Source organism: Mycobacterium shigaense (assembly GCF_002356315.1).
GTDB lineage: Bacteria > Actinomycetota > Actinomycetes > Mycobacteriales > Mycobacteriaceae > Mycobacterium > Mycobacterium shigaense.
The window spans coordinates 2,822,683-2,843,533 of record NZ_AP018164.1 but is presented as its reverse complement, the minus strand read 5'-3'; the positions used below and the strand labels follow the sequence as shown (position 1 = coordinate 2,843,533).

The window sequence follows — 20,851 nt, the reverse complement described above, 5'->3', positions numbered from 1 at the left end:
GAACGTGTTGCAGTTCGGCGTCGGCGATCTTGCCCGGAACCTTCCCAAATGCGGCGTGGCAATGGTTTATTTGCACAAGAGGACGACTAGAAGACTTCGTATCGAGGAGTGCGCCTTGTCAACAACAGAGTCGACCACCAAGCCCGTCCCCAACCTGCCCCCTGGATTCGATTTCACCGACCCCGACGTCCACGCCGAGCGACTGCCCGTCGAGGAACTGGCCGAGCTGCGCCGGACAGCGCCGATCTGGTGGAACGATCAGCCGAGCGGGGTGGGCGGGTTCGACGACGGTGGCTTCTGGGTGGTGTCCAAGCATCGCGACGTCAAAGAGATCTCGCGGCGCAGCGACGTGTTCTCCAGCCTGGAGAACACCGCACTGCCCCGCTACCGCGAGGGCACGGTCCAGGGGCAGCGCCAGACGGGCAAGTATGTGCTGCTCAACATGGACGCCCCACAGCACACTCACCTGCGCAAGATCATCTCCCGCGGCTTCACCCCGCGCGCGGTGGAGCTGCTGCGCGACGACCTGCGTGAGCGGGCGCGGCGCATCGTCGAGACGGCCGCCGCGCAGGGTTCCGGCGATTTCGTCGAGCAGGTGTCCTGCGAGCTGCCGCTGCAGGCCATCGCCGGGTTGATGGGCGTGCCGCAAGAGGACCGCATGAAACTGTTCCACTGGTCCAATCAGATGGTCGGTGATCAGGATCCCGAGTTCGCCCGCAACGACCCCATGGGCGCCTCGGTCGAGCTGATCACCTACGCGATGCAGATGGCCGCCGACCGGGCGCAAAACCCCGGCGACGACATCGTCACCAAGCTGGTCCAGGCCGATGTCGACGGCCACAAGCTCTCCGACGACGAGTTCGGCTTCTTCGTCATCCTGCTGGCTGTGGCCGGCAACGAGACCACCCGCAACTCGATTACGCAGGGCATGATGGCCTTCACCGATTTCCCGGATCAGTGGGAGCTGTACAAGCGGGAGCGGCCCGTCACCACGGCCGACGAGATCGTCCGGTGGGCTACCCCGGTCACGTCGTTCCAGCGGACCGCCTTGGAGGACTACGAGCTGTCGGGCGTGCAGATCAAGAAGGGCCAGCGCGTCGTAATGGTTTATCGCTCAGCCAATTTCGACGAGGACGTCTTCGACGACCCGTTCACCTTCAACATCCTGCGGGATCCCAACCCGCATGTGGGCTTCGGCGGCACCGGCGCGCATTACTGTATCGGGGCCAATCTGGCGCGCATGACGATCGATCTGATGTTCAACGCGATCGCCGACACCATGCCCGACCTGGAATCGATCGGGACGCCCGAGCGGCTGCGTTCGGGCTGGCTCAACGGCATCAAGCACTGGCAGGTCGACTACCACACCAACGGCTCGGTGAAATGACCGCTCGCGCGGCGATCGCAGGGGTGACAAGCTAGGTTCATGCCGACTCATCGAGCTGTCCACGTTCCGTCCGCCGGTGCAGCTTTGGAGCTGGTCGATGCTGAAACCATCCCGCCGGGTCGCGACGAGGTGCGGCTGACCATCACCGCGTGCGGCATTTGCGGAACGGACTCCCACTTCGTCGCGGGCGGGTTTCCGGACATGACGTGGCCGCTGACCCCGGGCCACGAAATCGCCGGGAAAATAGCCGAACTCGGCGAGGGTATCGAGGATTTCAACATCGGGGATCGCGTCGCCGTCGGCTGGTTCGGCGGCTGTTGCTACCGCTGCGAGCAGTGTCGCAAGGGACAATTCATCCACTGCCGGAGCGGGAAGGTGCCGAGTTGGCATTATCCGGGCGGGTACGCGGAGTCGGCGACCGTGCCGGTCAGTGCGCTCGCCCGGATCCCGGACGGGCTCACCGACACCGAAGCCGCCCCAATGGGCTGCGCCGGGACCACGGTCTACAACGCCCTGCGGCACACCAAGGCGCTGCCCGGTGACCGGGTGGCGATCCTCGGCGTCGGCGGTCTCGGCCATCTCGGCGTGCAGTTCGCACGGGCGATGGGGTTCGAGACCATCGCGATCGCCCGCGGCACCGGTAAAGAAGACGACGCCCGAAAATTGGGTGCTCACCACTACATTGACTCGACAGCGAGCGACCCCGCCGAGGCGTTGAATGCGCTGGGCGGCGCGACCGTCGTGCTTGCCACCGCGGGCAGCTCCCCGGCCATGGCGGCGACGGTTGGCGGGATCGCGCCGCAGGGCGAGCTCGTCACCATCGGTGTCACGCCCGAGCCGCTGCCGATCAGTCCCGTTCAGCTCATCACCCCCGGCCTCAGCATCGTCGGGCATCCCTCCGGCACCGCGAAAGAGGTAGAGGACACAATGCAGTTCGCGGTCCTGTCCGGCGTGCGGGCGTGGATCGAGGAGCTGCCACTGGCGCAGGCCGCGGAAGGTTTCGCGGCCCTGGAGCAGGGTCGGGCGCATTACCGCACCGTCCTGACGATGTGACCGCGACGGTTTGGACCCTCGACCCGTCCGACGGTGAGTTGCTCGTTCGCACCGGTGTCGCGGGCAGGGCCGCACGCATGGGCCACCGTCTCACCATCGCGGTGACGCGTTGGCACGCAACGGTGAGATTCGACGGCGCCGATCCGATCGGCGTCGAGTTGGTGGTCGAGACGGATTCATTCGAGGTATTGCGCGGCGAGGGCGGCGTCAAAGGCCTATCCGGCCCGGAGAAGGTATTGGCGCGCTCCAACGCGTTGAAATCGTTGGATGCCAGTCGCTTTCCGCGGATCCGGTTCGCCGCGGAGGTTATCGACCAGACCGACGAAGGCTATCGCCTCGCCGGCCGGCTCGAGATCCGGGGAAAGGCCCGAGAGCACGTAATCGATTTGCGCACACAAGATCTCGGTGATTCGTGGCGCCTGTCAACCGAATCGGTGGTCCGCCAGTCGGAATACGGCGTCAGGCCATACTCGTTGCTCATGGGTTCGGTGCAGGTCGCCGATGATGTGGCGGTCTCTTTCACCGCGGTGCACCCCAAAGGCGAGTGATGACGCGGTTCAGGGCTGCTCCGGGTCGTCGGCGGCGGCCTGGTCGCCGGCGTCACCGGGAATGTGTTCGAGCATGCGCGTCAAATAGGGCTGCCGGCCGTGGACATCCGGCTGTCCCGCCTCGCCACCCTGCTGGTCCTCCGGGGCGCTGGAGTGCGCGACCGGTTCGCCGGCGGGGGCCGGCGACCGGGGCGCGGTAGGTTCGGCGGCGGGCGGACGTGCGGCGACCGGCGCGACCGCCTCGGCGACCTGCGGAGTTGATGCCGTGCGCTTCGTCGGTCCGTGTTGCGCGTCCGGGGCGAGCTGGATGCCGAGCGCCATTGATGTCGAGCAGACGAAGGTGATCGCGCCGGCAGCCAAGGCCGTCACGGCCCCCGCATAGGACCGGCGGCCGGGGCGGGGCGCGGGCGCCGCGACGGGCTGTTCGTAGGCTTCGGTGATGAGTCGCTCGTCGGTGAACTCGGTGCTTTGAGCCGCTGCCAGCGCGGTACCGCGCGCGACCGTCACCTGGGCCATAGTCTGGGCGAAAACCGGCACGGGCAAAGCGTTTTCAAGCTGCCACGAGAACCCGGTGAGGTCGTCGTCGGCGCCGACGACGACCACTCCGCCCGGGCGCCAGCCCGTGCGGTGGAACATTCCGGTCAACCAGGACCGCAGCCCGTCGAAGCCGCCGCCGACCTCCTTGACGACCGTCTGCGCGTCGCCCTCATGGCCGTCGACCATCACGACGGTCGACGATTCGTGCTCCAGCACGCAGACGGCAGTCTGCTCGTAGCCGATGATCGGCGCGATGGCCACCGCGAGGGTCTCGATGGAGTCGCGCAGTCGAACCGGAACCACATTGTCAAATCCTGCGTCGGTCAACGCTTCCATCACCAGCGCCGCCTGGGCCGCCGCCTCGTCGTTCCACGTCACGCCGATGACCCGCAGGTGGTGGTCGCTGGCCCCGGCCAGCGAGTGCACCCGCAGCACTTCCTCCGTCACTTGCTCGGCGGTGTGCACCGCACGCACGCCGCGATCGGCGTGCAACTCCAGCTCGTTGTGGTCCAGAATGGTGCCGTCTGCGCCGTGTCCTTCAGCGAGGACCCACCCAACGGTGGTAGGCGTCAGCGATAGCCCCAGTACCGTTTCCAAATTTGCACCTCGATCGTTCCCGGAACTGCGGACATCCCAGGCGCACCACGAGGCCGCGGGTGCGGTGATTCCTGAGAGCCGGAACGGACCGGGATAGGTCTCCATCGGCTTGCTCCGTGAGAGCCTACGCGGTTCCCACAAGTTCGGCTGCACCGATGCCAAATAACGAGACGAACACGGGCGCTCGGCGTCGCGTACCCGCGGCATCCGACGTCCGCAGCCGGCGGTGCGGCCCGGCGGCGCACGGCGCCAAGAATTTCCGGGCGCGCACCCGCCGGGGCGGTGTCACGGCGCCGCCTCCGAGCCCGGCGCAGCTGCCGATGTACTGGCGCCGCATTTCGGTTAAACCGGCAACGGATTTGCCGGCAGAGTTCGGCGGGTAGAAATCGGGCCGTACATTCCAATCGCGCGCCGTTTGGGGCCATCCGATGGGGGACGGCCGCCATCCTGGCGCAGGCCCGCTGCCAGGCGGTTCCGGTGTGGCTTCGGGCATCCGGCGGATGCGCAGCCGACGGCCGGGGCGCCAACAAGCCGGGTTATCCGGGCTGCGAAATTGGTGGCGCAAACCGATGCACGACCGAGATGGCATCGCGTCCTAATCGACATTTGGCGCATTCTCACGGTAAATTTCTGCCCAGAGCCACCACGACCTAAGGACAAGGGGCGCAGGTATGACAGACGTGAGCGAGAAGGTCCGGGCCTGGGGGCGCCGGCTTTTAGTCGGTGCGGCAGCGGCTATCGCCCTGCCGGGCCTGATCGGTCTTGCCGGCGGTGCACCGACCGCGGGAGCATTCTCCCGCCCGGGGCTGCCCGTCGAATACCTGCAGGTGCCGTCGGCGGGGATGGGTCGCAACATCAAGGTGCAGTTCCAAAGCGGTGGCGACGGGTCTCCTGCGGTTTACCTGCTCGACGGGTTGCGGGCCCAGGACGACTACAACGGCTGGGACATCAACACCCCGGCGTTCGAGTGGTACTACAAGTCCGGCCTGTCGATCGTCATGCCCGTCGGTGGTCAGTCGAGCTTCTACACCGACTGGTACCGCCCTGCCTGCGGGAAGGCGGGCTGTTCGACCTATAAGTGGGAGACGTTCCTGACCAGCGAGCTGCCCGGCTACCTGGCGTCGCAGAAAGGCGTCAAGGCGAACGGTGGCGCGGCAGTCGGCATCTCGATGGCCGGTGCCTCAGCCATGAATCTGGCGATCTACCACCCGGCCCAGTTCATCTACGCCAGCTCGCTGTCCGGCTACCTCAGCCCGTCCACCGGGCAGGGCTGGATAGGCCTGGCGATGGGCGATGCCGGCGGCTACAAGAAGGAAGACATGTGGGGGCCGGACAACGACCCCGCGTGGCAGCGCAACGATCCCCTGGTCAACGTCGGCCAGCTCGTCGCCAACAACACCCGACTCTGGGTGTACTGCGGCAACGGAACCCCCAACGAACTCGGTGGTGCCAACCTGCCGGCGACGTTCCTGGAGAGCAACTTCATGATCGGCGTGAACAAGAAGTTCCAGGAGGCCTACACCGCCGCGGGTGGCCACAACGCCGTGTTCAACTTCCCCAACTACGGAACCCACAGCTGGGAGTACTGGGGCGCTCAGCTCAACGCTATGAAGGGTGACCTGCAGACGACCTTGGGCGCGACCCCCGGCGGCGGATAACCGGCTCAACTTCAGAATGTCGCTACTGCGCTTGATGGCCATTGTCAGGCGCAGTAGCGCGTTATGGGCCGTTGGCGCCGCCGGAGCATGCGCAGTATTGACGGCCACCCCGATCGCGCCGTCCCGAGCCGACGGATCCGGCCCGCTGACCGAGCTGGTCGACGCCGCCGCCCAGCGGTTGCGGATCGCCGAGCCGGTGGCGGCCTCCAAGTGGAATACGCACGACGCCATCGAGGACCCGGTCCGCGTGCAGCAGGAACTTGCCGCCATGAGGGCGGACGCAGCGGACCGGGACCTCGACCCGGATTACGTCGCCCGGGTGTTCGGCGACCAGATCAGCGCCACCGAGGGCATCGAATACCGCCGGTTCGGCGACTGGAAGCTCACCCCGTCCAACGCGCCGGCGGGTGCGCCCGACCTGGCGGCCTCACGGTCGGCGATCGACGGCTTCAACCAGACGATGCTGACCCAGATCGCGGCCAAGTGGGAGCTCTTGCATTCGCCGCAGTGCGCCGCGCAGCTCGACGCCGCGCGCAGCGACGTCGTCCGGGCGCGCCACCTCGATGGCCTCTATCAGCAGGCCCTGGTGGCCGCGACTCGGTCGTATTGCGCCTGACCTTTGCCGGGCTAACTAACGTGCTGCCGGGGGTGGCCGGGCGCTGATTTCCTTGCCATAAAACTGCCATAAATTTCTTATCTCGCGAATTAATCAAAACGGTAACGTTTTGTACACACGTGCCGAATTGCTCGACATGAGAAATCTCGCCAAGCCTCTCATCAAGGCCGTCGTCGTCGGCGGGTTCATCGCAGCGTCGCTTGGTCCGTCCACCGCGGCGGCAGGCGCCGCCCCCACCCCCAACTGGGATGCGATCGCGCAGTGTGAGTCCGGTGGCAACTGGCACGCCAACACAGGGAACGGCGAATACGGCGGACTGCAATTCAAACCGGACACCTGGGCCCGATACGGCGGTGTCGGCAACCCTGCGGCGGCCACCAGGGAGCAGCAAATCGCCGTTGCTAACCGGGTTTTCGCGGACAACGGTGTCGAAGCCTGGCCAAAGTGCGGTGCTCAATCAGGTCTGCCGATCGGGTGGTACTCGCACCCCGCCCAGGGCATCAAGGAGATCATCAACGGGCTTATCCAGGCGGCGTTGCCGCACTGATAGCAACCGCAGCCGGGGTCTATGACGCGATCGGCACATGTGTTTGGATCGGGGCATGGAAGGTTCGGCTACGGTGCACATGGCGGCGCCCGCGGCCAAGATCTGGGATCTGATCGCGGATGTCCGTAACACTGGACGGTTCTCCCCCGAAGTAATGGAAGCGGAGTGGCTCGGCGATGCAACCGGCCCGGCACTCGGCGCTAAATTTCGTGGCCACGTTCGGCGAAATGAAATAGGTCCGGTTTATTGGACGACCTGTGAAGTGACCGCGTGCGAACCCGGCCGCGAATTCGGTTTCACGGTTCTGCTGGGCGATAGGGCGGTGAACAACTGGCACTATCGGCTGGCGCCTTCGGGCGACGGCACAGACGTGACCGAGTCGTTCCGGCTCAATCCCGCCCCGTGGTTGGGCGTCTACTGGGTGTTTGGCGGCTTCTTGCGGAAGCGGCGCAACGTCCGTGATATGACCAAGACGCTCAACCGCATCAAAGACGCGGTCGAGGCGGGCTGACGGGAAAGGCTTCCATGCCAGGCGCCGAAAACAGGAATGTGAAATCAGTCTTCATCACTGGAGCTGGCAGCGGCATGGGCCGGGAGGGGGCCAAGCTCTTCCATGCCAAGGGCTGGCGAGTCGGGGCGGTGGACCGCAATGCCGATGGCCTGGCAACGCTGAGCCCAGAGCTCGGTGACGAGCGCCTGTGGACACGCGCCGTAGATGTGACGGACAAGGCGGCCCTGGACAGCGCCCTGGCCGACTTCTGCGCGGGCAATGCCGGTGGCGGGCTGGACATGATGTGGAACAACGCCGGCATCGGCGAATCGGGCTGGTTCGAGGACGTGCCACACGAAGCCGCGATGCGCGTCGTGGAGGTCAATTTCAAAGCGGTTCTGACCGGCGCCTATAGCTCGCTCCCCTATCTAAAAAAGGCGCCGGGCAGCCTGATGTTCTCGACGTCGTCCTCGTCGGCGACCTACGGCATGCCGCGCATCGCCGTCTACTCGGCGACCAAGCATGCGGTCAAGGGGCTGACCGAGGCGCTCAGCGTGGAGTGGCATCGACACGGCGTCCGGGTCGCCGACGTGCTACCCGGCCTGATCGACACCGCGATCCTGACCTCGACCCGCAACCACTCCAACGATGGCGAGGTGCCGAAGTCGCCCGAGGAGTTTCGGGCCGGCGCGCCCCGAAAGGGCATGTTCCGCCTGATGCCCGCACAGAGCGTGGCGCAGGCCGCGTGGCAGGCTTACCACGACCCGAAACGGTTGCACTGGTACGTGCCGAAGAGCATTCGCTGGATTGACCTGCTCAAGGGGCTGAGCCCGGAACTCGTGCGGGGGCGCATCGCCAAATCCCTCCCCGGGCTGATGTCGGAACGGTAGTGAAGGAGCGGAGCCGGTGCGAACAGAGTTGATTGCGGCCGCTGTCGTGGTCGCCGGCCTTGCGGGCTGCGGGAGCCACCCCACCACCCCCCGTGCGGCCGCGCACCTGACGATCGACGGGGCCACGCACACCACGCGCCCGGCCCAGTGCAGCCAGCTGCAGGGCTACCGGACCATCGACATCCGTGATCACGACAGCCAGGTCGAAGCGGTGGTGTTACTCAGCGGCGATCGGGCCATTCCGCAGTGGGTGAAGATCCGCAACTTCGCCGGATTCACCGGCAGCACCTGGCAAGGCGGCGTGGGTGAGGCCCGCGTTGAGGTCAACAACACCGCCTACACGATCACGGGCAGCGCCTACGGCATCAACAACAGCAATCCGAACAAGGTGGTCACCACGGATTTCAAGCTCACCGCCGAGTGCTGACGCGGCGCGGTGCCTACCGGCCTACGCTTGACGACGACGACCACTTCTACGGAGGGGCTGTGCAGGAGAGGTTGCACTGGCTTGCGATGCACGGGTTTTTCCGGGGTGCCGCAGCGATCGGGGTACGACGGGGCGATCTGAATTCTCGGCTGGTGGCCGATCCGCAGGTGGCGGGGCCGACCCGGTGCCCTTCTACGACGAGGTTCGGGCGCAAGGCGCACTGGTGAAGAGTCGCGTCAGTTACCTGACGGTCGACCACGCCCTCGCCGCCGAGTTGCTGCGCTCCGACGATTTCCGCGTCCTGATGATGGGGTCAAACCTGCCAAAGCCGCTCGCCTGGCTGGAGCGGCAGACCCGCGACGATCTTCTCCATCCGCTGCGGCCGCCGTCGCTGCTGGCCGTGGAGCCGCCCGACCACACCCGCTATCGCAAGTCGGTGTCCGCGGTCTTCACCCCGAGGGCGGTCGCCGGGCTGCGTGATCGCGTCGAGCAGACCGCCGTGGGCCTGCTGGATCAGCTGGCCGCCGAGTCCGGTGGTGTCGTCGACGTCGTGGCGCGGTATTGCTCCCAACTTCCGGTGTCGATCATCAGCGACATCCTGGGTGTGCCCGACCAGGACCGTAGGCGCGTGCTGGAGTTCGGCGAACTCGCGGCGCCGAGCCTGGATATCGGATTGCCGTGGCGGCAATACCGCAGCGTGCAACGAGGGATCGCCGGCTTCAACTTCTGGCTGGCCGACCATCTGCGGGAGCTGCGGCGCTCCCCGAGTGACAGCTTGATGAGTCAGTTGATCCGGACATCGGAAAACGGCTCTGCCGAAACGCATCTCACCGATACCGAACTGCTGGCGATCGCCGGGCTGGTGCTGGCCGCCGGCTTCGAGACGACGGTGAACCTGTTGAGCAACGGAATTCACATGTTGCTGGACCACCCCGAGCACCTTCGCACGCTGCGCGAACGTCGCGAATTGTGGCCCAACACCGTCGAGGAAATCCTGCGGCTGGATTCACCCGTGCAGCTCACCGCCCGCGTCGCGCTGCGCGATGTCGAGCTTGCGGGCCGGCAGATCAGTCGCGGCGAGCTGGTGGTGGTCTACCTGGCGGCCGCGAACCGGGATCCCGCCGTGTTTGCGGACCCGCATCGCTTCGACATCGAACGTCCCAATGTGGGAAGGCATCTCGCGTTTTCTGGCGGCCGGCACTTCTGCCTGGGGGCCGCACTCGCCCGCGCCGAGGGTGAAGTGGGGTTGCGGGCGTTTTTCGAGCACTTCCCCGACGTGCGCGCGGCGGGAGCCGGTAGCCGGCGGGACACCCGGGTGCTGCGCGGGTGGTCGACGCTGCCGGTAGCGCTCGGCCGCGCCCATTCGATGGCCGGCTTCGACCGCTAGGGCTCGACCAATGCGGGGCCAGGTAGCGGCCGAACCAGGCCAACACCCGCTGCCAGGCGTCCGCCGCGCCGCCCGGGGTGGTAGCGGGAACGATGTCGTTGCAGAACCATGATTGACACCCACCCGGCAACCGGGTTTATTTGCCGCTATGACAGAAGTTTCTACGATTGCCGTCGAGGATGTCGTTGTCGGCTTGTGGCGCGCACTGTCGCGCCGCGATTGGGAAGCGATCGAAACCTTCCTGGCAACGGGCTGTCTGTACGTCGATATGCCGGTTCCGGCCTTGTCGGCCCGCGGCCCCGAAGACATCGTGAAGCGGCTGAAAATGGGTCTCGGGCCGCTGGCAGGCTACGAAAACCACGACGGTCTGCTGGTGTCGAACGGACCCGATGTCATCTACGAACACTCCGAGACCTGGACGTTCGCGACCGGTGAGCAAGGCGTGCTCAGGTTCGTCACCGTTCATAAGGTGGTCGACGGGAAAGTCACGCTCTGGAAAGACTATTGGGACATGAACAGTCTGGTGAGCTTCGCGCCGCCCAATCATTTCGAGAACTTGGCGAATGCGGATGTGAGCTGGGTTTTTGATGCTTCCGCGCTAGTCTGATCGCCCGTTGCGCACGAAGGGCCTGATTAGCCTAGCCGCCTGAGCAGGTCAGCGTGGTTCCAGTGCAGTCGATGGTGATGGGCGTCGTGCACCCTGACGCGGTCGTAGCTGTGAAGGCCAGTATCAGCGCGATGGCGCCGGCCTTGCTGCGAAAACGTGTCATCGCATGCACCCCGATTGCTATTGCTGCTGCCCGATTACAGCGCTGTTATTGTACCCCAGTCCAATGAGTCATACCTGCGGTATCTTTCCGCCCGACCACCGGCGTGCGCGACCACTTTCCGGGCCGGAAAGGTCATTCCGGCGACGCCGATCAGCCCGCTGCCGCGCCGAGGCGATAGATGCGGGCGGCATTACCGTGGGCGATGAGATCGACCACCCGCACCGCGTCGGCCTCGCTCCATTCGTCGCTATCGACGAAGCCGCGCAGCACCCGATGAATTCCGTTGCGCCACAGGGCGGCGCCCAGGAAGTGCAGCTCGGCGGGGCCGAATCCGTCCGAGGAGTACAGAATCTTGCGGAAGGGCGCCATCTCCAGCAGCCGGGCGATGAACGAGGGCGCCCTGGCGCCAAGGTAGTTCACGCTCAGTCCGCCATCGAGGTAGACGTTGTTGAAGGCTTGCGCCAGATAACCCGCTTCCCGCTCGTAGGGATAGCAATGCAGCAAGACGATCGGGATGTCATTCGACTGCTGCAGAAAATCAAGCAGATACAGCGGATTCGACTTGTGCAGATCGCAGTCTCGATCCCCGAATCCGACGTGCAACTGCAGCGGCTTGCCGACGCGCAGCGCCTCGTGCAGGCCGAACCGCAACAGCACCCGATCGTCCAGACGGGTGCCGCCGCGGTCACGCCACCGGCTGGCGGCCTCGGCGACCTGCGCCGCCGGCGGCTCCGTAAGGTCGCCGTCAAACCCCCCGCGGTATGCCAGGATCGACTTGGTCCCCACCGCCCCGGCGGCGCGGCGGTGCAGTATCTCCCGGAACGTCGACGCATAGTCCCCGGATGCGTGTGCGGCCTGTTCGGCAACCTGCTCCAGCCGGACGACTTCGTGTGCGCGATCGCCGGAGAGCTCGCCCAGCTCGGACACCCCGGCGAGGTCGCTGCCGATTCCGGTGTCCACCAGCCAGTCGCTGACGCGGGCCGCCCGCAGGAATAGGCCGGCCAAGTCGCGCTCGCTGAATTCACTGCGACGCTCCCAATAGTCCTGCGGTTCTGCATGTTTGGACAAGCCGAGAATGGGAGCGCAGTAAGCGCGGACCGCGAACCCGATTTGCGAGTCGAACCCCGAATCCGTCGACGCCTTGGTGTTCGCCTCGTTGAGGGCGTTCTCGAACCGGCCGCGATCCCCCGCCCGCAACCAGCAACCATGGACGTGCTGGTCGATCAACGCGGCCGCGCCGATCTGTTCCGCCAGCGCGCAGGACTCGGCCACCTTCACAGGCTCCACGCCATCCGGAACTTGTCCGCCAGCTGCTCGGGGCTCAGATTTCCGTAGCGGTCCTGCTCCAGCCGGCGGACCGCGACGACCACGTCGACGGCGGGATCGCCCAGAATGCCGCGCAGCAGCGTCGAATCATCGAGCGCCGCAATGGTGTCCGGCTGCTTCTGGTGCAACAGCACGATGCCCGCGCTGTTGCGGTCGGCTTCGGACAGTTGTGCGGGATCGACCGCGGTTTCCGGCGGCAGCGCCGCCCCGCGGCGGATTCCGTCGAGCGCCAGGCCGAGCACGGCCGCCGATGCCAGATAGGGGTTCGCCGACGGATCGATGATCTTCACTTCGACGTTCGCGCCGTGGGTGGCGCCGGGTGCGTCCTTGACGAATCGCACGGCCGCTTCCCGGTTTTCGGTGCCCCAGCACAGGTAGGCCCCGGCCCAGTTGCCGGGCTGTATGCGCAGTCCCGACACGATGGAGCCGCACAGTACGCCTTGGGCCTCCGGCAATCCGCGAAGCACTCCCGCTACGGCGCGCTCCCCCGGCGCCGTCATACCCGCCACACCGGGTCCGCCGGAGAACAGCGGCCCCTGGGAGGCCGTCAGCGAAAAGTGTTGATGCGAACCGGATCCGACGCTTCCGGCGAAAGGCACCGGCGACAGGCTGACGCGCAGCCCGTGGCGGCGCGCGGCGCGGCCGATGACGATCCGAGCCAGCACCAGCTGGTCGGCGGAGGCCACCGCCGACAGCGGCGACAACGAGATCTCGAACTGGTTGGCGCCGTACTCCGGATGCAACTGCTCGATGCCGACGCCTGCGGTAGCGGCCGCGGCGAAGATATCGCGGACGAAGGCTTCGCGCTCGAGCACGCCGGCCAGTCCGTACTGCGCCCACAGCGTCGAGGGCAGCTGAGCGCCGTCCGGGTCGACGAGGACGAACTCGATTTCATGGCCGACCTCTGCGGCGAGGCCGGCCTCGGCCAGCGCGGCCTCGACCCGGCGCAGCGCCCCGCGGCCGCAGGCGGCAACCGGGGTCCCGTCCTGATCGAAGAATGCCGCCGGGGCCCAGGCCACTCCGTCGCCGAGGTTGCGCAGGGCGTCGAGGTCGATGCGGATGCGTTGGTCGCCGACCACGCCGACGTTGTCGGTGAAGGCGAGCCCGGTCTGGTCGATCGCGAAGCCATGCCACGCCGGGCTCGCCCCCAGCCCGGGGTCGGCGAATACGGCGACGCGTTCGACCGGGACGGCCTTGGCGTGGGTGAGTCCAGCCGCGTTGACCACGGTGCCGATGACGGTGTCGACGCCCTCGGCCTGCAGCTGGGCCACCGCCGCGGTCACGCGGGGTGTCGTTGTCACGGCAGCCCGGAACGGCGCTGAGGCGATGGCTAGGCGCGGCTGGGCAGGGTCAGCATGCAGGTCTGGCCGATATCGAGGGTCCGCAGCATGCGTCCCATCCCGACCCACAGCGCGCAGGACATCGCGAGGTCGGCGAGCAGCTCCTCGGAGAAGTGCTGGTTGGCCCGTGCCCAGAAATCTTCGTCGTCGCGCAGCTTGGTGTGCTCGGTGCCGAATCGGTGCGCGAACTCGGCCGCCAGCCGCTCCTGCTCGCTGTACCCCGGCCAGGTGCGCCACTCCAGCGCGTGCTCGTAGAGCTCCTCGTCGACGCCCGCGGCCGGCCCGTCGGCGTCGCGGGTGTTCAGGCACACGGTGCATTCGTTGTCGTGGGCGATCACCGCGCGGGCGATTTCGCGAGTGCGCAGGGGCAGGCGGTTCTTGGTGTAGACGGCCTGACTGAAGTTGGCGATCGCGCCGCCGAGGTCGGGAGACTTGGTGGCCCAGCTGTAGATGTCGTCGTCAGCGAATGTACCGATACGGCTCATGGCGTGATGGTACGCCCGCGCCCGGGCTTTTTGGAACACGTTCTAATATTTGCCACCGACGGCGGCCTTCAGCGCCCCCGTGCGGGTGGCGTCGTCGTGCCAATCACGCTGGGCCAGAACGCGATGGGCGATATGTTCGGGGGCGGTTTCGACCGCTTGGCGGTCCGGCCGCCCCTGGTAGCTGGGTGAGCGCCCCAGCTTGTCGACGATCCAGGCGAGCAGCAGCGAATACACGTAGTCGATCTGCTGTACGCCGGCCGTGGTCAGCCACATCATGTCGCCGTCGCGCTGCACGTAGCCGCCCGCCACCAGCCGGCCGAATGTCGGCTCCAACACCTCGAACGGGATGCGCAACGAGTCGCCGATAGCGGTGAGTCGAGCCGTCCCGTACATCTGGCCGAAGCGGTAGATCCGCATGACGCCCCACAGGCCGGCGACGTCGAGGCGGCAATCGGGACACATCGCGATACTGCGCAACCGCACGCCCGGATCGCCACGCAGCATCCGCGCGATCGCGTTCTCCAGCATCCGTTCGGGAGTGTCAGTGCTCGGCATGCCGAACCCGTCGCCGACATCGACCGCACTGTTGTGGATCTCACGCAGTGGCACCTCGCGCAAGAACAGCGCCAGGACGAACCCGACGAGCGCAACGGGCGCCGCCCAGAAGAACACCTCGCTCAGCGATTGGGAGTAGGCGGCCACGATGGGGGCGGCCACGCTATGGGGTTGGCGATGCAAGGCGCCCGGCGAGCTGACCGCCTCCGGCGACACCCCGCTCGCGGCCAGGGCCGCGTTGAGCCGGCCCCTCAAGAAGTTGGAAAATAGCGAACCGAATATCGCCGCGCCGAAGGAACTTCCGATGGTGCGGAAGAAGGTCACGCCCGAGGTGGCGACACCGAGGTCCTCGAAATTCGAGGTGTTCTGCACGATGAGAACCAACACCTGCATGGACAGCCCGATGCCGGCGCCCAGCACGACGAGGTACAGCGACTGGAACAGGGCCGAGGTGGTCGGGTCCATCCGGGACATCAGCACAAAGGCCAGCGCCATCAACGCTGTGCCGGCGACCGGAAAGATCTTGTATCGGCCGGTCCGTCCGACCAGCGTGCCGCTACCGGTCGAGGTAATCAGCATCCCGACCACCATCGGCAGCGTGCGCAGCCCCGACGTAGTCGCCGAGACGCCGTTGACGTACTGCATGAAGGTGGGCAGGAACGTCATAGCGCCCAACATCGTGAAGCCCACCACGAAGGACAACACGCAGCAGACGGTGAACACGGGGCTGGCGAACAAGCGCGGCGGCAGAATCGGCTGCGGCGCGCGGCTTTCCACCCACACGAACAGGACGAGCGCCGCCACGGCGGCGGCGAACAGCCCGAGGATCGTGGGCGAACCCCAGGCGTACAGGGTGCCGCCCCAGCTGGTCGCCAGGGTCAGGCCGGCGGCGCCCAGGCCGACCAACACGATCCCGGCGTAGTCGATGACCGGCTTGGTGGACGAGGCCAGCGCCGGGATGGCCGCTGCGGCAACGAAAATGACGAGCACCGAGATCGGCACGTTCACCCAGAACGCCCACCGCCAGGTGAGATAGTCGGTGAAGTAGCCGCCGAGCAGCGGGCCGACCACCGTGGTGACCCCGAAGACCGCACCCAGGATGCCCTGGTAGCGGCCCCGCTCCCGCAGTGGAACCACCTCACCGATCAGCGCGCTGGCTGTCACGGTGATGCCGCCGCCGCCGATGCCCTGCAGGGCCCGCGCCGCGACGAGCATGCCCATCGACTGAGCCAGCCCGCAGGACACCGACCCGATGACGAAGAACACGATGGCGGCCTGGAACACGCGCTTGCGGCCGAACAGGTCGCCGAGCTTACCGACCAGCGCGGTGACGATCGTCGATGCCAGCAGGTAGCTGGTGACGACCCAGGACTGATGTCCGGCGTCGCCGAGGTCGGCGACGATGGTCGGCAGCGCCGTCGCGACGATGGTCTGATCCAGCGCGGCGAGCAGCATCCCCAGCACGATCGCCACGAAGATGAGATTGCGGCGTTGCTGGCTGAGCAGCTCGCCGCTGGGGGTGGATTGCACCGCGGGGCGGGCTTGGGTTACTGCTGTCGGGCTCGTCATGCCTGCCTTCCCCTCGGCGTCCGATGCTAATGGGAGCCCAGGGTCGACCCGCGGCAATCTGGCCGCGGGTCTGTTGCGCCGATGACGGGACTAGGCGATGGATCCCGGCGGCCGCGAGACGCATTGCGCCAAGTACAGCGGCTCACCCAGCTTGTCCATCAGTTGCAGCTGGGTCTCCAGGTAGTCGACGTGGTTTTCCTCGTCGGCGATGATCTTCTCCAGCAGGAAGGCGCTGGTGCTGTCCTCTTTCGCGCGGCACGTGATGACGCCGGGCTTGAGGCGGTTGAGTACCTCGTACTCGATGGCAAGATCCGCCTCGAATTGCTCGCGCAGCGTCTGCCCGATGCGCAGCGAGAACAGGCGCTGGTAGTTCGGCAGGCCGTCCAGCAGCAGGATGCGGTCGGTGATGGCCTCGGCGTGGCGCATTTCGTCGAACGACTCCGCGCGGGTGTGCTCAGCAATCTCGGTGAAGCCCCAGTTCTCCTGCATCTTGGAGTGCAGGAAGTATTGGTTGATGGCGGTCAGCTCGCTGGTCAGTTGCTCGTTGAGTAGCCGCAAAACATCCGGATCCCCTTGCATGTCACTCCCTTATACGTGTGAAGGCTGGTCGTATCGAGCCGCTACGGGCGGGATGCGCGGGGCGCAGCCGCCTGGCTGTAGCTGACTTTGCCATGCGGGTTTGGAATCTTCCAGCAAGGTTTGGCTGGGCTCAGTGTGGCGGATGAGGCGTCCGCCGGCGAAACTTAGGTTAGCGTCCACTTATCTAGTTAGGTTAGACTCCGCTAATATGAGGTCAGTCCGGGCTGCCGCGCGCGTGTGGAGGGTGCACTGATGTACGTATGTCTGTGCGTCGGCGTTACCAACCACACCGTGGCCGAGTGCGTGGCCCGCGGCGCCTCCACCTCCCGAGAGGTGGCCGCGGCCTGCGGCGCGGGGGGCGACTGTGGACGGTGCCGGCGCACCGTGCGGGCGATCATCGAACAACAAGTCGAGGCCGAACTCGAGTCCGCGGTGTCTCGCTAAGGCTCGATCAGTACTGCTTTCGGCCGGCGATTCAGCTTTGCTTTCGCTCCGCGAAAGACGCCAGAGCCGCGGCATTGGCTTGGGCGCCCATCAGCTCGGCGAAGTGCGCGTTCTCCCGCGCGGTCGCGGCAGCGATCTCCGGACGGACCGGCTCGATCATGGTGTGCTTGACTGCCATCAGGCTCGAGATAGGCCGGGAGGCAAGGATTTCCGCGTGCCGACGCGCCTCGGGCAGTAGCTCTTCGGGATCGCAGACCCGCCACACCAATCCCATCCGCAGCGCGTCGGCGGCGCTGACCCACTCCGAGGACATCAGCAGCCAGGCCGCGTTCTGCCGGCCCACGAGTTGCGGCAGCAGGTACGACGACGCCGCTTCGGGTGCCACGCCGAGGCTGGTGAACGGGCACTTCAGCCGCGCCGTCGACGACATGAACGCCATATCCGCGTAACCGAGGATGGTCGCCCCGATTCCGACGCCGACGCCGTTCACGGCGCAGATCAGCGGTTTGGGGAACGCGCTCAGGGCGTCGATCAGGCCGCGAAATCCATGCTTGCCCTCGACGAAGTCGGGGTCGGTGATTCGTGCCTGCATTTCGGCGAGGTCGGTGCCGGCCGAAAAGCCGCGGCCCGTCCCGGTCAGCAGGACCACCGCAACCTCGGGATCGACTGCGGCGGCCAGCAACGCTTCGGCGGTGGCGTCGTAGAGGGCCTCGTTGAAGGCGTTGAGCGCTTCGGGCCGGTTCAGCGTCAGCGTGCGCACCCGGTTGTGGTCGTCGATCTGCAGCGTCACTGCTGCAGCCTAAACGTCACCCGTTGCTGTAGACGCGGGTGGGCGCGATCAACACCACGGCGCGGTGCTCGGCGGCCATCACCCGGTCGTAGGTGTCCCAGTCGTCGTGCGTTCCGCCCGCGGCGCTGAACACGTCGCGCAACAGCACCCGTAACTGCTCGGTGTCGGCAAGCCAAGGTTGGCTGTCCTCCGGGCCGGCCAGCTCGGCGCGCCCCTCGACCGTCGCCCACTGCCATCCGTTGCGGAAAGTGACGGCCAATTGCGGCCGCGCGCGCAAGTTGGCGAGCTTGACCTTGCCGTAGGTGGTGAAACCCAGCACCGGCTCCCCCGTCGCCGGGTGCGGCAACAGGCCCACGTTCACCAGCGAGGCCTGCACGGTCCCGTCAGCGCGAACCGTCGAGATCACCGCCAGACCGCTCTCCGTCGCCGCCAGCGCCACGGCGTTTTGCAGTGTCGTCATCTGCGGCCCCTTACGTGTGAAACGGCGTCCTGAACACATAGCGGCTCGTTGCCACCGAGTCGATGTTCTCGTTGGCGCCGAACGCGCTGGTGCTGGCGACCATCCGGCCCACGCGGTCCTTCAAGTCGTCATCGTCGGCGGCACCGAAGAACGCGTGCAAATCGGCAATCGCCTCCGCGGGGAACAACTCCTCGACGATGCCCGAGATTCCCGGGGCCCCTGGAGTGAGCGTGCGCACCACCCAGTTCTGGGTGTAGCCGAACGTCGACTGCGTTTCGATCGCGACCGATGTCTGGTGCAGCTGCCACCGGTCCAGCCAGAACGCCTGCTCCATCTCGGCCGGCCGGCGCAGTAGCACGACGTTCGCGAAACCGACTGTGCGAGCTCCGGGTTCGATATCCGGACCGGGTAGTGGGCTGGATTCGGTGACCAAGTAGGCGGCCAACTGCTGACACTCGGCGGCGAGCAGGTCCAGCGCGGCGGCCATCGGTTCGCCATAGCACTGCTGGGTCCACATGCTGACCACCGCGGCGATGGGCGGATCCAGCACGGTCATCGTCATCAGCGAGCCTCGCACGGCCTCGTCGCGGACGTTGACGGCCAGGCCCGGCAGGCCCAGAGCCAACAGCTTGTCTGCGACCGGACCTCGTTGGCGGGCACACCATTCGTCATCCGTGTCGGCACGCATAAGCACCGCAATCACCTTTTCCATAGCCAGAACCTAACTGGCGGCCGCCGCCGAGTGACGCTGTTTGACCAACCGCACCTGCTGTTCACTGCCGATCGACTCCCCGATGACGGCGGCCAGCCGCCGATAGGATTCGTCGCGGCCGCTCGACGAGCGGAACACCAGGCCGATTTGCCGACCGGGGCGGGGAGCCGCGAAATGCGCGAGCCCGAGTTGGCTGCGCGCGGCTTCCACCGGGGCCGCGCTCTGCGGTATCAGCGTGACGCCCAATCCGCCGGTCACGCATTGCACCGCGGTCGCCAACGACGCGGCCCGCGTGTCGGCGAGTTCTGCTGGTAAGCCGGCCTTTTGGCAGATTTCTAGGGCCTGGTCGCGCAGGCAGTGGCCCTCGTCCAACAGCAGCAGCGGCAACTCCGCCAACGCGGAGGTCGGCACCCGGCGCTTGCCCGACAGCGGATGCCCAGGCGGCACGGCGAGCAGGAAGTCCTCGTCGTAGATGGGTATCTCGCTGATCCCGGCGACCTCGGCGGGCAACGCGATCAGCGCCGCGTCCACCCCGCCGTCGCGCAGCGCCGCGAGCAGGCGTTCGGTCTGATCCTCGACGACTCGCAGGGTCAGCGCCGGCAGGCGAATCGCCAGTCCTTCCAACACACTCGGCAGCACGTAGGGCGCGACGGTCGGAATCAGCCCGAGTCGCAGGCTGCCCTGCAGCGGATCGGAGGTCCCGGCGGCGGCGGCGCTGAAGGCATCCGTCGCCGCGACGACGGCCTGCGCGAGCGGCAGCAGGTGCACACCCTCCTGCGTCAAGCGGACACGCCGGGTGGATCGCTCGACGAGGCGGGTGCGAAGACCGGCCTCTAGCGCGGCCAGGGCCTGCGACAAGGTCGACTGGCTCACCGCGAGAGTCGCTGCGGCGCTTCCGAAATGGTGCTTCTCGGCTACCGCCACGAAGGCCCGCAGTCCCGCCAGGGTGGGCTGAAAACTCTTATCGGTCATAGCAATAAGTATAGTGCGATATATCACCTTTACTTCAGAGGCCGCTCCCGGCAACATGGTGAGTGACCAGTTAAACTTGAACTAATCCAAATAAGGAGCGGCCATGTCGTTGCTGACCATCGGCGATCAATTCCCCGCGTACGAGCTCACCGGCCTCATCGGTGGCGACCTGTCGAAGGTCGACGCAAAGCAGCCCGAAGACTACTTCAAGACCGTCTCGAGCGACGACTACGAGGGCAAGTGGCGGATCGTGTTCTTCTGGCCGAAGGACTTCACGTTCGTCTGCCCGACCGAGATCGCCGCGTTCGGCAAGCTGAACGACGAGTTCGCCGACCGCGACGCGCAGGTGCTCGGCGTCTCCGTCGACAGCGAGTTCGTCCACTTCCAGTGGCGCGTGCAACACGAGGACCTCAAGAAGCTGCCGTTCCCGATGCTCTCGGACATCAAGCGCGAACTGGCCCTGGCCACCGGCGTGCTCAACGACGGCGGTGTGGCCGACCGCGTGACCTTCATTGTGGATCCCAACAACGAGGTCCAATTCGTCTCGGCGACCGCCGGATCCGTGGGGCGTAACGTGGACGAGGTGCTGCGGGTACTCGACGCCCTGCAGTCCGACGAGCTGTGCGCGTGCAACTGGCGCAAGGGCGACCCGACGCTGGATGCCGGCGAGCTGCTCAAGGCGTCGGCGTAATTCCGGCTCTGATCTGGAGGT

22 protein-coding genes and 1 pseudogene are annotated in these 20,851 nt (G+C 66.5%); 13 read left to right on the top strand and 10 right to left on the bottom strand.

The window, feature by feature from the left end; genetic code table 11:
• Positions 1 to 115: 115 nt before the first annotated feature.
• From MSG_RS13230 to MSG_RS13220, 3 genes are read left to right on the top strand one after another with little or no spacing between them, the layout of a single operon-like run.
• Positions 116 to 1,387: a cytochrome P450 gene (locus tag MSG_RS13230; protein WP_096440237.1), complete on the top strand. Its 1,272-nt coding sequence runs from the start codon at positions 116 to 118 to the stop codon at positions 1,385 to 1,387.
• Positions 1,388 to 1,426: 39 nt separating this feature from the next.
• On the top strand, positions 1,427 to 2,440 hold the full coding sequence (locus MSG_RS13225) for an alcohol dehydrogenase catalytic domain-containing protein (protein ID WP_096440235.1): 1,014 nt from the start codon (positions 1,427 to 1,429) through the stop codon (positions 2,438 to 2,440).
• Positions 2,437 to 2,988: a YceI family protein gene (locus MSG_RS13220; protein WP_096440233.1), complete on the top strand. Its 552-nt coding sequence runs from the start codon at positions 2,437 to 2,439 to the stop codon at positions 2,986 to 2,988. The genes MSG_RS13225 and MSG_RS13220 overlap by 4 nt, the downstream gene beginning before the upstream one ends.
• A 9-nt stretch (positions 2,989 to 2,997) precedes the next feature.
• On the opposite strand, the gene MSG_RS13215 is transcribed toward MSG_RS13220, so the two are convergent.
• Positions 2,998 to 4,122: a DUF7159 family protein gene (locus MSG_RS13215; RefSeq protein WP_096440231.1), complete on the bottom strand. Its 1,125-nt coding sequence runs from the start codon at positions 4,120 to 4,122 to the stop codon at positions 2,998 to 3,000.
• A gap of 671 nt (positions 4,123 to 4,793) precedes the next feature.
• Between MSG_RS13215 and MSG_RS13210 the strand changes: the two genes are divergently transcribed.
• The 8 genes and pseudogenes from MSG_RS13210 to MSG_RS13175 all read left to right on the top strand — a co-directional run bounded on the left by MSG_RS13210 (position 4,794) and on the right by MSG_RS13175 (position 10,744).
• Positions 4,794 to 5,780 (top strand): esterase family protein, encoded by a 987-nt coding sequence (locus MSG_RS13210; RefSeq protein WP_096440229.1) that lies wholly within the window; start codon positions 4,794 to 4,796, stop codon positions 5,778 to 5,780.
• Between the two features lie 34 nt (positions 5,781 to 5,814).
• Positions 5,815 to 6,396, top strand: coding sequence for a chorismate mutase (locus MSG_RS13205; RefSeq protein WP_096444456.1), 582 nt, complete (start codon positions 5,815 to 5,817; stop codon positions 6,394 to 6,396).
• Between the two features lie 136 nt (positions 6,397 to 6,532).
• Complete coding sequence (gene rpfC, locus MSG_RS13200) at positions 6,533 to 6,943, top strand: resuscitation-promoting factor RpfC (protein ID WP_197705029.1); 411 nt, start codon at positions 6,533 to 6,535, stop codon at positions 6,941 to 6,943.
• A 37-nt stretch (positions 6,944 to 6,980) separates the two neighbouring features.
• Positions 6,981 to 7,454: an SRPBCC family protein gene (locus MSG_RS13195; RefSeq protein ID WP_170063155.1), complete on the top strand. Its 474-nt coding sequence runs from the start codon at positions 6,981 to 6,983 to the stop codon at positions 7,452 to 7,454.
• 38 nt (positions 7,455 to 7,492) lie between these two features.
• Entirely contained in the window at positions 7,493 to 8,323 is an 831-nt protein-coding gene (locus MSG_RS13190; protein ID WP_096440223.1) for an SDR family oxidoreductase, read from the top strand.
• Positions 8,324 to 8,339: 16 nt separating this feature from the next.
• Positions 8,340 to 8,750: a lipoprotein LpqH gene (locus MSG_RS13185; protein WP_181159223.1), complete on the top strand. Its 411-nt coding sequence runs from the start codon at positions 8,340 to 8,342 to the stop codon at positions 8,748 to 8,750.
• Positions 8,751 to 8,809: 59 nt separating this feature from the next.
• Positions 8,810 to 10,137 (top strand): annotated as a pseudogene (locus tag MSG_RS13180) (cytochrome P450).
• 148 nt (positions 10,138 to 10,285) lie between these two features.
• Positions 10,286 to 10,744 (top strand): nuclear transport factor 2 family protein, encoded by a 459-nt coding sequence (locus MSG_RS13175; protein ID WP_096440221.1) that lies wholly within the window; start codon positions 10,286 to 10,288, stop codon positions 10,742 to 10,744.
• Positions 10,745 to 11,057: 313 nt separating this feature from the next.
• Here the strand turns inward: MSG_RS13175 and MSG_RS13170 are convergent, their stop codons facing one another.
• The 5 genes from MSG_RS13170 to bfr form a co-directional block, all read right to left on the bottom strand.
• Positions 11,058 to 12,185 carry an amidohydrolase family protein gene (locus MSG_RS13170; protein WP_096440219.1) on the bottom strand — a complete coding sequence of 376 codons (1,128 nt, stop codon included), beginning with the start codon at positions 12,183 to 12,185 and terminating at the stop codon, positions 11,058 to 11,060.
• On the bottom strand, positions 12,182 to 13,534 hold the full coding sequence (locus MSG_RS13165; protein WP_096440217.1) for a type I glutamate--ammonia ligase: 1,353 nt from the start codon (positions 13,532 to 13,534) through the stop codon (positions 12,182 to 12,184). Before MSG_RS13165 ends, MSG_RS13170 begins: the two co-directional genes overlap by 4 nt.
• Positions 13,535 to 13,563: 29 nt before the next feature.
• The gene (locus MSG_RS13160; protein ID WP_096444452.1) at positions 13,564 to 14,058 is read right to left on the bottom strand and encodes a carboxymuconolactone decarboxylase family protein; all 495 of its coding nucleotides are present in this window, start codon (positions 14,056 to 14,058) and stop codon (positions 13,564 to 13,566) included.
• 42 nt (positions 14,059 to 14,100) lie between these two features.
• Positions 14,101 to 16,182, bottom strand: coding sequence for an MDR family MFS transporter (locus tag MSG_RS13155; protein WP_096440215.1), 2,082 nt, complete (start codon positions 16,180 to 16,182; stop codon positions 14,101 to 14,103).
• Positions 16,183 to 16,272: 90 nt separating this feature from the next.
• A complete protein-coding gene (gene bfr, locus MSG_RS13150; protein ID WP_096440213.1) occupies positions 16,273 to 16,761 on the bottom strand; it encodes a bacterioferritin in 489 nt (162 codons plus the stop codon).
• 252 nt (positions 16,762 to 17,013) lie between these two features.
• Between bfr and MSG_RS13145 the strand changes: the two genes are divergently transcribed.
• A complete protein-coding gene (locus tag MSG_RS13145; RefSeq protein WP_096444450.1) occupies positions 17,014 to 17,205 on the top strand; it encodes a (2Fe-2S)-binding protein in 192 nt (63 codons plus the stop codon).
• A gap of 31 nt (positions 17,206 to 17,236) precedes the next feature.
• Here MSG_RS13145 and MSG_RS13140 read toward each other — a convergent pair whose 3' ends face one another.
• From MSG_RS13140 to MSG_RS13125, 4 genes are read right to left on the bottom strand one after another with little or no spacing between them, the layout of a single operon-like run.
• Positions 17,237 to 17,995 carry an enoyl-CoA hydratase/isomerase family protein gene (locus MSG_RS13140; protein WP_096440211.1) on the bottom strand — a complete coding sequence of 253 codons (759 nt, stop codon included), beginning with the start codon at positions 17,993 to 17,995 and terminating at the stop codon, positions 17,237 to 17,239.
• 16 nt (positions 17,996 to 18,011) lie between these two features.
• The gene (locus tag MSG_RS13135) at positions 18,012 to 18,455 is read right to left on the bottom strand and encodes a PPOX class F420-dependent oxidoreductase (protein WP_096440209.1); all 444 of its coding nucleotides are present in this window, start codon (positions 18,453 to 18,455) and stop codon (positions 18,012 to 18,014) included.
• Positions 18,456 to 18,465: 10 nt separating this feature from the next.
• Positions 18,466 to 19,167: a hypothetical protein gene (locus tag MSG_RS13130; protein WP_096440207.1), complete on the bottom strand. Its 702-nt coding sequence runs from the start codon at positions 19,165 to 19,167 to the stop codon at positions 18,466 to 18,468.
• 9 nt (positions 19,168 to 19,176) lie between these two features.
• A complete protein-coding gene (locus MSG_RS13125; protein ID WP_096440206.1) occupies positions 19,177 to 20,139 on the bottom strand; it encodes a hydrogen peroxide-inducible genes activator in 963 nt (320 codons plus the stop codon).
• A gap of 103 nt (positions 20,140 to 20,242) precedes the next feature.
• Here MSG_RS13125 and MSG_RS13120 point away from each other — a divergent pair, with 103 nt between their 5' ends.
• Entirely contained in the window at positions 20,243 to 20,830 is a 588-nt protein-coding gene (locus MSG_RS13120) for a peroxiredoxin (protein ID WP_096440204.1), read from the top strand.
• Positions 20,831 to 20,851: the final 21 nt, after the last annotated feature.